The organism is Nocardia heshunensis (assembly GCF_054782115.1).
Genome location: NZ_BAAGTC010000008.1, coordinates 123,811 through 136,818, shown reverse-complemented (window position 1 = coordinate 136,818; position 13,008 = coordinate 123,811). Strand labels below are relative to the sequence as shown.

Below are 13,008 nucleotides of genomic sequence, written 5' to 3'. Positions count from 1 at the left end.
ACTCAACCCGAACAGGGGAAAGGAAGTTACGTGCTAGACGTCAACTTCTTCGATGAACTCCGGATCGGCCTGGCGACCGCCGAAGACATTCGCAACTGGTCGTTTGGCGAGGTCAAGAAGCCGGAGACCATCAACTACCGCACGTTGAAGCCGGAGAAGGACGGCCTCTTCTGCGAGAAGATCTTCGGTCCCACCCGGGACTGGGAGTGCTACTGCGGCAAGTACAAGCGCGTCCGCTTCAAGGGCATCATCTGTGAGCGCTGTGGCGTCGAGGTGACTCGCGCCAAGGTGCGTCGTGAGCGCATGGGCCACATCGAGCTGGCCGCCCCGGTCACCCACATCTGGTACTTCAAGGGTGTCCCGTCGCGTCTGGGCTACCTGCTCGACCTGGCGCCGAAGGATCTCGAGAAGATCATCTACTTCGCCGCCTACGTCATCACCGCTGTCGATGACGAGCTGCGCCACAACGAGCTGTCCACGCTCGAGGCGGAGATGGAGGTCGAGAAGAAGACCGTCGCCGACCAGCGTGACGCCGACCTGGAGGCCCGCGCCCAGAAGCTCGAGGCCGACCTGGCCGAGCTCGAGGCCGAGGGTGCCAAGTCCGATGTCCGCCGCAAGGTCAAGGACGGCGGCGAGCGCGAGATGCGTCAGCTGCGCGACCGCGCCCAGCGTGAGCTGGATCGTCTCGACGAGATCTGGACCACCTTCACCAAGCTGGCCAAGAAGCAGCTGATCATCGACGAGGTGATCTACCGCGAGCTGCAGGACCGCTACGGCGAATACTTCACGGGCGCCATGGGTGCCGAGGCGATCCAGAAGCTCATGGAGACCTTCGACATCGACGCCGAGGCCGAGTTCCTGCGCGAGACCATTCGTACGGGCAAGGGCCAGAAGAAGCTTCGCGCGCTGAAGCGTCTGAAGGTCGTCGCCGCGTTCCAGACCAACGGCAACTCGCCGATGGGCATGGTCCTCGACGCCGTGCCGGTGATCCCGCCGGAGCTGCGCCCGATGGTGCAGCTGGACGGTGGCCGCTTCGCGACCTCCGACCTGAACGACCTGTACCGCCGCGTCATCAACCGCAACAACCGTTTGAAGCGACTGATCGATCTGGGTGCGCCCGAGATCATCGTGAACAACGAGAAGCGCATGCTTCAGGAGTCGGTGGACGCGCTGTTCGACAACGGCCGTCGTGGCCGTCCGGTCACCGGTCCGGGTAACCGCCCGCTGAAGTCCCTGAGCGATCTGCTCAAGGGCAAGCAGGGTCGTTTCCGTCAGAACCTCCTCGGCAAGCGTGTCGACTACTCGGGCCGTTCGGTCATCGTGGTCGGTCCGCAGCTGAAGCTGCACCAGTGTGGTCTGCCGAAGCTGATGGCGCTCGAGCTGTTCAAGCCGTTCGTCATGAAGCGTCTGGTCGATCTGAACCACGCGCAGAACATCAAGTCCGCCAAGCGGATGGTCGAGCGTCAGCGTCCCCAGGTGTGGGATGTCCTCGAAGAGGTCATCTCCGAGCACCCGGTGCTGCTGAACCGTGCGCCCACCCTGCACCGCCTGGGTATCCAGGCCTTCGAGCCGCTGCTGGTCGAAGGTAAGGCCATCCAGCTGCACCCGCTCGTGTGTGAGGCGTTCAACGCCGACTTCGACGGTGACCAGATGGCCGTGCACCTTCCGCTGTCCGCGGAGGCGCAGGCCGAGGCCCGCATCCTGATGCTGTCCTCGAACAACATCCTGTCGCCCGCCTCGGGTCGTCCGCTCGCCATGCCGCGTCTGGACATGGTGACCGGTCTGTACTACCTGACGCGTCTCGAAGAGAACGCGAAGGGCGAGTACCGCGCGGCCGCCAAGGATTCGGCCGAGTTCGGCGTCTACTCCTCGCCCGCCGAGGCGCAGATGGCCGTCGACCGCGGTGAGCTCACCGTGCGTACGCTGATCAAGATCCGTCTGACCGAGCAGCGTCCGCCGCGGGATGTCGAGACCGAGCTGTTCCCGAACGGCTGGCAGCGGGGCGACGCGTGGCTCACCAAGACCACGCTGGGCCGCGTCATCTTCAACGATCTGCTCCCGGCGGACTACGCGTTCATCGACGAGCCGATGCCGAAGAAGCGTCAGGCGGCGATCATCAACGATCTCGCCGAGCGTTACCCGATGATCGTGGTCGCGCAGACCGTCGACAAGCTGAAGGACTCGGGCTTCTACTGGGCCACGCGTTCCGGCGTCACGGTCGCCATGTCGGACGTGCTCGTGCCGACCGAGAAGGCCGAGATCATGGCGCGTTACGACGCGCAGGCCGATCAGATCGAGAAGAAGTACCAGCGTGGTGCTTTGGATCACCAGGAGCGCAACAACGCCCTGGTCAAGATCTGGCAGGAAGCGACCGAAGAGGTCGGTAAGGCGCTGCGTGCGCACTACCCGGCCGACAACCCGATCATCACGATCGTCGACTCGGGCGCCACGGGTAACTTCACCCAGACTCGTACCCTCGCCGGTATGAAGGGTCTGGTGACGAACCCGAAGGGTGAGTTCATCCCGCAGCCGATCAAGTCCTCCTTCCGTGAGGGTCTGACGGTTCTGGAGTACTTCATCAACACCCACGGTGCGCGAAAGGGTCTGGCCGACACCGCGCTTCGTACCGCCGACTCGGGTTACCTGACCCGTCGTCTGGTGGACGTGTCGCAGGACGTCATCGTGCGCGAGACCGACTGTGGCACCGAGCGCGGCATCGTGGTGCCGATCGCGGAGAAGCAGGCCGACGGCTCGCTCATCCGGGACGCCCACGTGGAGACCAGCACCTACGCTCGTACGCTGGCCACCGACGCGGTCGACGCCAAGGGCAATGTCGTTGTCGAGAAGGGCCACGACCTGGGCGATCCCGCCCTGGAGGCGCTGCTCGACGCCGGTATCACCGAGGTGAAGGTCCGCTCCGTGCTGACCTGCACCACCGGCACCGGCGTGTGTGCGACCTGCTACGGCCGCTCGATGGCGACCGGCAAGCTGGTGGACATCGGTGAGGCCGTCGGTATCGTCGCCGCGCAGTCCATCGGTGAGCCCGGTACCCAGCTGACCATGCGTACCTTCCACCAGGGTGGTGTCGCGGGTGACGACATCACGGGTGGTCTGCCCCGAGTTCAGGAGCTCTTCGAGGCTCGTGTTCCCAAGGGCAAGGCCCCCATTGCCGAGGTGTCGGGTCGCGTGCGGCTCGAGGACGACGACCGCTTCTACAAGATCACGATCATCCCGGACGACGGGTCGGACGAGGTCCTGTACGACAAGCTGTCGAAGCGTCAGCGGCTGCGGGTGTTCAAGCACGAGGACGGTTCCGAGCGTCTGCTCGCCGACGGCGATCACGTGGAAGTCGGCCAGCAGCTGCTGGAGGGCTCCGCGGATCCGCACGAGGTGCTGCGCGTGATGGGTCCCCGTCAGGTGCAGATCCACCTGGTCCACGAGGTCCAGGAGGTCTACCGCTCGCAGGGTGTGTCGATCCACGACAAGCACATCGAGGTCATCGTGCGCCAGATGCTGCGTCGCGTGACGATCATCGATTCGGGTGCGACCGAGTTCCTGCCCGGCTCCCTGGTGGAGCGCGCCGAGTTCGAGAACTCGAATCGTCGCGTGGTCTCCGAGGGCGCCGAGCCGGCCTCCGGCCGTCCGGTCCTGATGGGTATCACCAAGGCGTCGCTCGCGACCGATTCGTGGCTGTCGGCGGCCTCCTTCCAGGAGACCACCCGCGTGCTCACGGACGCCGCGATCAACTGCCGCTCCGACAAGCTGATCGGCCTGAAGGAGAACGTGATCATCGGTAAGCTGATCCCGGCCGGTACCGGCATCAACCGGTACCGCAACATCCAGGTTCAGCCGACCGAAGAGGCGCGTCAGGCCGCGTACGCTGTCCCGTCCTACGACGACAGCTACTACAGCCCGGACGGCTTCGGCACCTCCACCGGTGCCGCGGTGCCGCTGGACGACTACGGCTTCAGCGACTACCGCTAAGCCTGTAGGCAGCCAAGAGATTTCGGCCCCCGCTCCTTCCCGGAGCGGGGGCCGTTTTCGTTTCGGGACCGATCCGGCGAAGCCGGGTTTATGCTGGTTGCGACGGTTTTGCTAGCCCCCGGCCGGGAGGATTCGGCATGTCTGCTCGTCGTGGTGTGGTCGTGGCCCTGCTGTGCGGGGCGGCGTTGTCGGTGAGTCTGCCGCTCGCGCAGGCCGATCCGGGTCCGGGCGGCTGCGCCCACGGTGGCCTGTTGACCGGAACCATGGTGCCCGGTACGGGCAGCGCGGGCCAGGGTATCCACCGCGAAGCGGATGTCTGGGGCTGTTCGAGTTCATTGCTGCCTGGCATCACCGCGGGCCACTTCACTGCCGAATTGCCTTGGAATGCACTCGATTCGCCGACCCTCGGCCAATTCTCCTGGTCCGACGGCAGTGTCAGCCGCGTGATCGGGCAGCCCAATGGCCTGTGGACGGTGGTGGATGGCCCAGCGAACGGTCACACCCTACGTTTCGGCCTCACGCAGGAGGTGAACGTCTGGTGGTACCACTGGGCCAACTCGTTGCCGATCGAATCGGTGAGTTTCCTCGACTGATTCGGTTGGCGGGCTTGTCAGTTCGTGGGCATCGGGATGGGGAGGGCGGACAGCGCCGCGAAGGCGGGCCGGAAGGCGTCGCCGGTGCCGGGGGCCAGTGAGTTGAGGTAGTCGGTGGTGGCGTCGGAGGCTTCCTGGCCACCGTCCACCGCGAGTCCGACCACGCCGCCGATGACCCCGCCGACCACGGCGAGCAGCGGGGCGGTGATGAAGTCGACGACGAACAGGCCGAGCGGGAAGCCCGCGATGAACCCGATGGTGGCTCCGATGGCCGCACCGGTGGCCACGGCGGGCATGTGCGCCTGGACCACGTCGAAGAGGCGCTGCTGAGCGTCGACATCGTGCAGGGGGGTCGCGGATTCGGCGACGGGGGTGAGGGTGAGGCGGTGGTTGTCCTGGTCGATGACCGGGGTGAATTCGGCTGTCTTACCGGCGATGTCGTACTTCAGCGGGATGGTGGAGACCAGGACGCCGTTGTCGTCGGTGACGATGACCGCCTCGCCGTCCCAGGTGGCGAGGAAGTGGCCCGCCTGCAGCGTGCTGACCGCGGAGCGCTCGTCGTTGGAGAGTGCCACGTTGTAGCCGATGTTGTGGTCGGTGCCGTTGATCTGGAGGGCGGGTTGCGCGGGCGCCGGGGCCGGGTCGGCGGCGGCCGTGCCCGGAAAAGCGGTGCCTGAGACCGCGGTGGCGGTCAGGCAGAGCAGGGCGGGCGCAAGGTATTTGGTGACACGCATGGTGGCTTCTCTCGGTCGCGGACGAGTTCCCCCGGCATTTGCGACAAACTACCGTTATCAACTCGAGATGTGAAGAGTTATGGCGCAGAGAGGTCTTCGCCGGGCTCCCCGAGTCGCACAACCACCACGCCGGCGAGAATCAATGCGCCGCCGAGCAATTGAATCGGCGCGGGCGTCTGTCCCAAGAGCGCCCAGGAGAACAGGATGGCCGCTAGCACCTCGCCGAGCGCAGCGAAGGAGGCGAGCCGGGAGCCGAGCAGTCGGGTGGCGGTGATGCCGGTGACGTAGGCGATGGCCGCGGTGATCACGCCGAGCGCGAGCAGTGGCACCCACCAATCAACGGTGAAGCCCTGGAACGCCACCGGATTCGTGGTGGCGTGCAACGGCACGATGCCGATCAGTCCGGCCGCCAGGATGCCGACACCGCCGACCAGCAGCCCGCCGGTGGCCAGCACGGTTCCGGGAACGGCGTCCCCGGCGTGCGCGGACAGGATGAAATACGCTGCCGCGCCGACCATCGCGCCCATCGCCCAGGCGATGCCGACCCAGCTGGTATGTGCCCCGTCTCGCAGGTTCAGTACCAGGATCAGGCCCGCGATCCCGATGATCGCGCCGAGAACCGTTGCGCGACCCGGCTTCTGACTGTGTCGCAACCACAGCCACACGATGACCGCGATGGGTGCGGTGTATTCGATCAGCAGCGCCACCCCGACCGCCATGTGGGCGACCGCGTTGAAATACGCGAGTTGCGCCGAGGCGACCGCGAGCAGCCCGTAGCCGAGCAGTAGTCCGGCATTGCGGCGCAGCAGGTTCCAGTCCCCGTGCAGCTGCACCAGGGCGACCGGGAGCAGGACGGCCGCGCCGAGCAGGACGCGCACGATGACGACCGCGGCCGGGCTCCAGCCCGCGTCCATCAGCCCGCGCGCGAGCGGTCCGGACAGACCGAAGGACGACGCCGACAACACGGCGGCGAGCAAGCCAGTACGCAACCGGTGCGAAGTCACCACCGTGTCATGAGTCAAAGTCGTCATGACTAATGACGCTAAGGGCTGCGTGTGTAATATGTCAACGTGCTTTTCGCTGATGACACGGTGGCGGCCATGGCCGCGGCGGTCGAGCTGGTGAACTCGGCCGAGGAACCGGACACGCTCACCGAGATCGCGCAGCTCGACGCCTTTTTCGACCGGCACGGCTACACCGGCAGGCACGTCCACACGGCCGCCGAACTGGCCGCGGTCCGCGCCCAGCGCGCCCCCCTGCGGCGCCTGCTCACCGCCGATCGTGACGCGGCCGTCGACCTGGTGAACGGCATCCTGGCGCAGCATCGCGCGGTCCCGCAGCTGGTCCGGCACGACGACCTGGACTACCACATTCACGCCGTTCCGCCCGATGCTCCGCTGGAGGTGCGCATCGCCGTCGAGACCGCCATGGCCATGATCGACCTGATCCGCGCCGACGAGCTGTCGCGTCTGGCCATCTGCGCCGACGACACCTGCGAGGGCATCGTGCTGGACCTGTCCCGTAATCGGTCGCGCCGTTATTGCTCGCCCGCCTGTACCAATCGCAATGCGGTGGCGGCCTATCGGGCCCGCAAGGCCGTCGGCTGATCGCGTCGCGCCAGGGGTCGATAGCTCCGGGTGCGCGGGCGCGGGTTCGGCGATAGGGTTGCTGCGCCGCCCTGGCGGGCCGGTGGATGGTGCTAGCGTGCCTCTACGCTGTACGAGTTCAATCGGGGTTTTCCAGGTAATGACGATGAGAACACAACTGCCGCTCCGGCCTTACGATGTCGTATTGATCGGCGGCGGCATTATGAGTGCGACGCTCGCGATGCTGATCAAGCATCTGGAGCCCAGTTGGACCATCGCGGTCTATGAGCGTTTGCCTGAGGTCGGGTCGGAAGCCTCGGCGGCCTGGAACAATTCGGGTACCGGTCATGCGGGTCTGTGCGAACTCGATTACACCGCGCAGAATCCGGACGGTTCGATCGATATCGAGCCCGCGCTCGAACTCAACGAGCAGTTCCAGCTGACCCGCCAGTTGCTGGCGTCGCTGGTGACATCCAAGGTGCTGCGCGATCCGTCGACCTTCATCAATCCGGTGCCGCACATGACGCTGGCGCGCGGCCGCGACGAGGTGGACTTCCTGCGCCGCCGGCACGAAACCCTGTCCGCGCATCACCTTTTCGCGAATATGCGATTCAGTGACGATCCGGCGGTGATCGGCGAGTGGGCGCCGCTGCTCACGGCCGGGCGCGACGCTGCCGAGCCGATCGCCGCGACCCGCGACATCACCGGCAGCGATATCGATTTCGGGGAGCTCACCGGCCAGCTTTTCCATTGGCTGCGGTGGCGTGATGTCGAGATCCATCGCAATTGCGAGGTGCGCGGCATGCGCCGCAACAATGACGGCACCTGGCAGTTGCGGGTGGATTGGCGCACCGACAATGATCGGCTCACCCGGAAGGTGGACGCGCGCTTCGTGTTCGCGGGTGCGGGCGGCTGGGCCTTGAAGGTGCTGCAGAAGGCGGGCGTCCCGGAGGCCCACGGCTACGGTTTGCTGCCGGTGAGCGGCCGGTTCCTGCGCTGTGATAATCCGGAGGTGGTGGCCGCGCACGAGGCCAAGGTGTACGGCCGCGGTCCGGTCGGTGCGCCGTCGATTTCCATGCCGCATCTGGACACCCGGGTCGTGAACGACACCAAGGCGCTGCTGTTCGGCCCCTTCCCGGGCTCGAATCCCCGTTTCCTCAAACGTGGTTCGCTGTTCGATGCCCCGGCTTCGCTGCGGCCGGACAATGTCGGGCCCCTCCTGTCGATGCTGAAACAGAACCGGGATCTGGTGTGGCTGCTGGCTTCTCAGGTGGCATCGACGCGTAAGAAGAAACTGGCGGCGCTCCGGAATTTCGTGCCGGAGGCCCGCGCCGAGGACTGGTCCTTGATCACGGCGGGGCAGCGTGCCCAGATCGTGAAGCCGGACGCCGAACGCGGTGGCGTGCTGGAATTCGGTACCGAAGTGGTTGCCGCGCACGATGGTTCGATCGCGGCGGTACTGGGTGCCACGCCGGGCGCCTCGACCGCCCCGGTGATCATGCTGGAGGTGCTGGAGCGCTGCTTCCCGCGCTACGCGGCGCTGTGGGAGCCGCGCCTGCGTGAGCTGATGCCGACGCTGGGCCACAGTCTGGCCAAGGATGCCCGGCTGGCGCGTCAGACCATGGCGAGCACGGCCGAGGTGCTGGGCCTGCAAGGACGTGTGGTCGGCTGACCCGATGGCAGGAAGCTGCCGCGAACGAAGCCGCTCATGGACAAAGCCGCTCCCGCCCCGGTATGAAATTAGAACACGTTTCAATTTCGCGTCGGCAGGAGAAGTGATGGACAGCGCCACCATGGGCGAGATGGTGATGGCGGGCTTCCAGAAGCTCGGCTTCATCCAGTTCACCGGCATCGAGGGCGTGGAATACGCGCCCGGCCGCAATGTGGTGCGGATGGCCGGTCGGCCCGAGCACTACAACCACAATGGCGATGTGCACGCCGCGCTGCTGTTCGGTCTGGCCGAGACCGCGGCCATGGGTGCGTCCATCTCCGGCATCACCGATCTGCTGGGCGACACCTTCATCGTCGCCCGCAACGGCCGCATCGACTACCTGGCCCGCGCCAAGGGCGAGCTGGGCCCGTTCAGCGCCACCTCCGAGCTGACCGCGGAGACGCTCGAGAAGACCCGCGCGAATATCGCGTCCCGCACGGAGATCGAGCTGGAGGTGCCGGTGACGATCGCCGATGTCACCGGCAAGCCCGTGGCCACCGCGGCTTTCACCGCGGTGATCCGCCCGCGTCGGAAGTAGCGCTCAGCGCTCGCTGTCGAGCATGGCCATCTGCGCCGGGGCGTAGCGGCCGCCCGCGACCTGGTCGGCGGGCACGGCCGCCTCGATGGTGGCCAGCTCGTCGGCGGAGAGCTGGATGTCCGCCGCCGCAACGGCTTCCGTCCAGCGCTCCGGCTTGCGCGCCCCGATGAGCGGCACGATGTCGGTGCCCCGCGACAGCGCCCAGGCGATGGCCAGCTGCGCCACGGTCACGTCGTGGTCGGCCGCGATCTTGGCGAGCGCGTCGACCAAACGCAGGTTGGCGGTGAGGTTCTCGCCCTGGAAGCGCGGGCTGTGCGCCCGGAAGTCACTGGGCGCGAACTGCTGCCCCGGCCGCATCGAATCGCTGAGCAGGCCGCGCGAGAGCACCCCGTAGGCGGTGATGCCGATGCCGAGTTCACGTGCCACGGGCAGAATTTCGGCCTCGATGCCGCGCGAGATCAGCGAGTACTCGATCTGCAGATCGGCGATCGGGTGCACGGCCGCGGCCCGGCGCAGCGTCTCCGCGCCGACCTCCGAGAGCCCGATGTGGCGGATGTACCCGGCCTTGACCATGTCCGCGAGCCCGCCGATGGTCTCCTCGATCGGGACGTTCGGATCCAGCCGCGCGGGCCGGTAGATGTCGATGTAGTCGACGCCGAGCCGCTGCAGCGAGTAGGCGAGGAAGTTCTTGGTGGCCGCCGGCCGGGTGTCGACCCCGCCGAAGCTGTTGTCGGGACCGCGCAGCGCACCGTACTTCACGCTGAGCAGGTAGTCCTCGCGCTTACGCTCGGCGAGCGCCTGCCGCAGGAGCAGTTCGTTGTGCCCCATGCCGTAGAAGTCGCCGGTGTCGATGAGGTTCGCGCCCGAGTCGAGGGCGGCGTGCACGGTGGCGATGGAGGTGGCCTCGTCGGCCGTGCCGTACATGCCGGACATCCCCATGGCCCCGAGGGCAAGGCGGGAAACGGCAGGCCCGGTCTGGCCGAGCTGAACGGTGCTGAGTGTCTGCGTCATGCCGATAACACTGCCCGGATCCAGGGATCGGCGGGAGAGGACCGTTCATCCAGGGATCGCCGATCCCTGGCTACGGCCTGGGGACCGTGGTGGATACCGCGGTGACCCGCATGACTGGGATCGTCGGTACCTGGATAGCAGGTCTCGGACAGGGGAGAGTGGGGGGATGGATCGCAACGAGCTGGCAGATTTCCTGCGCCGCCGCCGTGAGCAGCTGCAACCCGGGACCGTGGGGTTGCCGCCGGGGGCGCGGCGTCGTACTCCGGGACTGCGCCGCGATGAGGTCGCGATGCTGGCGGGGATGTCGACGGACTACTACGCGCGGCTCGAGCAGGCGCGCGGGCCGCGGCCGTCGGTGCAGGTGCTGGCGTCGCTGGCGCGGGCGCTGCGGCTGACCGATGTGGAGCGTGACCATCTGTATCACCTGGCGGGGCAGCAAGCGCCCTCGCGGGGTGGGGACAGTCATGTGGGTCCGGGCATTCTGCATGTGCTCTCGAAGCTGGACGACACTCCGGCGGTGGTCATTTCGGACCTGGGCGAGGTGCTGGTGCAGAACCGTATGCACATCCTGCTGTCCGGGGACTTCTCCCAGCGGCGTGGTCTGGACCGGTGTGTTCCGTGGCTCTGGTTCACCGACGCCGAGTTCCGTGGGAGCTACCCGGTGGAGGATCGGGAGACGATGAGCCACAAGCACGTCGGTGATCTGCGCGCCACTGCGGCCCGCCGCGCCGGTGACGCCGATGTGACCGAGCTGGTGACGCGATTGCGTGCGGCCAGTCCGGAATTCGAGCGGTTGTGGAACGAGCACGAAGTCGGTTCGGGACGTGGCCACACCAAGCGCGTGGTTCATCCGGAAGTCGGTGTGCTGGACCTGATCTGCGAACCGCTGCTCACGCCCAGCGCCACCCGTCATGTACTGATCTACTACCCCGCGCCGAATACCGATACGCAGGAGAAGCTGGATCTGTTGCGGGTCATCGGAACTCAATCCATGACCAGCAACTGACTATTCGTGCGGAACCCCGCACCGTCGTTTCCTCGGCTTCAAATGCAAGCCTGGCAATGGCGGTGCCGGAATCCGCTGTTCCGGCGTATGTCCGGCGATATCGGCGAACCGGCCGACATCGTGCTTCTCCCAATCGTTTCGGGCCTGTTCGATCTCTTCGTGACTGCGCGCCACGAAGTTCCACCACATGACCAGATCCTCGCCGAACGGCTCACCACCGAGCAGCAGCAGATGCGCACCCGCGGTGTCGTGCAACCGAATCGATTCGCGATCACTGCCCAGATAGCACAGGCTGCCCGGCTCGACGAGTGAGCCGTCGATTGTGACGGCCCCTTCGATCACCAGGACCGCGTGCTCGAATTCCGGATTCAACGGCAGCGCGGTATCCGCGTCGGCCGCCACGCGCAGATCCGCGCCGACGATCGGGGTGTACGCGGTCGCCGGTGAGGTGACCCCGCCCAATGTCCCGATCAGCACGATGCCCTCGACCGAGGGAATCGAGAACCGGGGCAACTCGGTGTGCTGTTCGAAATGCGGTGCGATATCCCGGGATTCGTTCGGCAGCGCGACCCACAGTTGCAGACCGTTCCCCGAGATATGCCCCGGCACCCGGTATTCCGAATGCGCGATGCCGTGTCCCGAGGTCATGATGTTCAACTGCCCCGGCGCGATCTCCACATCCGAGCCGACGCTGTCGCGGTGCCGGATGCGGCCGTCCAAAGGCCAGGTCACCGTTTGCAATCCGATGTGCGGATGCGGCTCGATGTCATGGCCGTCGGGGTTGATCTCCGAGCCGGGGTGGAAGTGATCGAGGAAGCACCACGCGCCCACGGTGGGCAGGTCACGCTGCGGCAGCGTCCGGAAGACCGTCACTCCGCGCACGCCGCCCAGCGGGACCTCCCGCGCGGGAAAGAATTCCGTGCGCGGGCCCGGCCGGCCGGAGGATTCGCACAGCGATGCCTCCGGCTGCGGTTCGAGATCACTCATTTCCGCTCCTTCCCGATCACCTCTTGATGCCCTTGCCCACCACGTACTCGTCGTATTCCGGGTGTTTGTCGAGCCAGCTCTTGATGAACGGGCAGCGCGGCACGATGACGCGACCGCGGGCGATCACATCCTTGATCGCCTCCTGGGCGAGCAGATTCGCCAGGCCCTTTCCGCTGAATTCCTGGTCCACTTCGGTGTGAATGAAGGTGGTGTCGTTGTCGTCGCGCTCGCGGTACTCGCTGAACCCGGCGAGCGAATTCCCGTACCACACCTCGTACCGGTGTTGCGCGTCGTTGCGAACGACTGCGGCCGCCACGGCCTGTTCGCTCATTGTTCAGTTCTCCTTCCGCACCCGCACCGGATGTTTGCTCATAATCGACACGCGATTGAACGCGCCGATAGTGGTGGCAGCCCAGATGAGGACAGACATCTGGTCATCCGACAATTGTTGCCGCGCAGCAGCATACTCACGCTGCATGCTGTTTTCATCCGGCAACGAAGTCACTGTTTCGGCCACCTGCAGGGCCGCCTGTTCGATATCGGTGAACAGGTAGGGGCTGCGCTGCCAGGCCGGCAATACATCCAGTTGCTGCTGGGTGATGCCGGCGGCGCGGGCATAGCGAGAGTGCAGGTCCAGGCAGAAGGGGCAACCGGTCAGCTGGGAAACGCGGACGTTGACCAGTTCCATGACCGAGCGGTCGAGGCCGGCGGCCGTGGCGGCGTCCCGGACCGCGACCGCGACGCTCTCGTAGGCGCGGAAGGCCTCGGGCGTCTGCTTGTCGATCCATATCCGGTCGTGAGTTACAGACTGCATAGTGGCTGCATCGTAAGCCGAGAACGCGAACCATGCCTTCCGGT

12 protein-coding genes are annotated in these 13,008 nt (G+C 66.2%); 6 read left to right on the top strand and 6 right to left on the bottom strand.

What is annotated here, in order from left to right; all coding sequences use genetic code 11:
* The first annotated feature begins 30 nt into the window (after positions 1–30).
* Together ACYVN4_RS26740 and ACYVN4_RS26735 are read left to right on the top strand one after the other, a co-directional pair.
* On the top strand, positions 31–3,984 hold the full coding sequence (locus ACYVN4_RS26740; RefSeq protein WP_460724770.1) for a DNA-directed RNA polymerase subunit beta': 3,954 nt from the start codon (positions 31–33) through the stop codon (positions 3,982–3,984).
* Positions 3,985–4,121: 137 nt separating this feature from the next.
* On the top strand, positions 4,122–4,577 hold the full coding sequence (locus ACYVN4_RS26735) for a hypothetical protein (protein ID WP_460724769.1): 456 nt from the start codon (positions 4,122–4,124) through the stop codon (positions 4,575–4,577).
* Positions 4,578–4,594: 17 nt separating this feature from the next.
* Here the strand turns inward: ACYVN4_RS26735 and ACYVN4_RS26730 are convergent, their stop codons facing one another.
* Both ACYVN4_RS26730 and ACYVN4_RS26725 read right to left on the bottom strand, forming a co-directional pair.
* Entirely contained in the window at positions 4,595–5,311 is a 717-nt protein-coding gene (locus ACYVN4_RS26730; protein WP_460724768.1) for a hypothetical protein, read from the bottom strand.
* A gap of 77 nt (positions 5,312–5,388) precedes the next feature.
* Positions 5,389–6,342, bottom strand: a complete 954-nt coding sequence (locus ACYVN4_RS26725) for an EamA family transporter (RefSeq protein ID WP_460724767.1) — start codon at positions 6,340–6,342, stop codon at positions 5,389–5,391.
* Between the two features lie 39 nt (positions 6,343–6,381).
* Here ACYVN4_RS26725 and ACYVN4_RS26720 point away from each other — a divergent pair, with 39 nt between their 5' ends.
* From ACYVN4_RS26720 to ACYVN4_RS26710, 3 genes are all read left to right on the top strand, one after another.
* Positions 6,382–6,918: a CGNR zinc finger domain-containing protein gene (locus ACYVN4_RS26720; protein WP_460724766.1), complete on the top strand. Its 537-nt coding sequence runs from the start codon at positions 6,382–6,384 to the stop codon at positions 6,916–6,918.
* The gene (gene mqo, locus ACYVN4_RS26715; RefSeq protein WP_460724765.1) at positions 6,878–8,569 is read left to right on the top strand and encodes a malate dehydrogenase (quinone); all 1,692 of its coding nucleotides are present in this window, start codon (positions 6,878–6,880) and stop codon (positions 8,567–8,569) included. The genes ACYVN4_RS26720 and mqo overlap by 41 nt, the downstream gene beginning before the upstream one ends.
* 106 nt (positions 8,570–8,675) lie before the next feature.
* Complete coding sequence (locus ACYVN4_RS26710; protein WP_460724764.1) at positions 8,676–9,146, top strand: PaaI family thioesterase; 471 nt, start codon at positions 8,676–8,678, stop codon at positions 9,144–9,146.
* A 3-nt stretch (positions 9,147–9,149) separates the two neighbouring features.
* Here the strand turns inward: ACYVN4_RS26710 and ACYVN4_RS26705 are convergent, their stop codons facing one another.
* A complete protein-coding gene (locus tag ACYVN4_RS26705) occupies positions 9,150–10,157 on the bottom strand; it encodes an aldo/keto reductase (protein WP_460724763.1) in 1,008 nt (335 codons plus the stop codon).
* 166 nt (positions 10,158–10,323) lie between these two features.
* Between ACYVN4_RS26705 and ACYVN4_RS26700 the strand changes: the two genes are divergently transcribed.
* Positions 10,324–11,163, top strand: a complete 840-nt coding sequence (locus ACYVN4_RS26700; protein ID WP_460724762.1) for a helix-turn-helix transcriptional regulator — start codon at positions 10,324–10,326, stop codon at positions 11,161–11,163.
* On the opposite strand, the gene ACYVN4_RS26695 is transcribed toward ACYVN4_RS26700, so the two are convergent.
* From ACYVN4_RS26695 to ACYVN4_RS26685, 3 genes are read right to left on the bottom strand one after another with little or no spacing between them, the layout of a single operon-like run.
* Positions 11,164–12,150: a pirin family protein gene (locus ACYVN4_RS26695; RefSeq protein ID WP_460724761.1), complete on the bottom strand. Its 987-nt coding sequence runs from the start codon at positions 12,148–12,150 to the stop codon at positions 11,164–11,166. It abuts the gene before it with no gap.
* 16 nt (positions 12,151–12,166) lie between these two features.
* Positions 12,167–12,481 (bottom strand): GNAT family N-acetyltransferase, encoded by a 315-nt coding sequence (locus ACYVN4_RS26690; RefSeq protein ID WP_157393575.1) that lies wholly within the window; start codon positions 12,479–12,481, stop codon positions 12,167–12,169.
* A gap of 3 nt (positions 12,482–12,484) precedes the next feature.
* Positions 12,485–12,964: a carboxymuconolactone decarboxylase family protein gene (locus tag ACYVN4_RS26685; RefSeq protein WP_460724760.1), complete on the bottom strand. Its 480-nt coding sequence runs from the start codon at positions 12,962–12,964 to the stop codon at positions 12,485–12,487.
* Positions 12,965–13,008 lie beyond the last annotated feature (44 nt).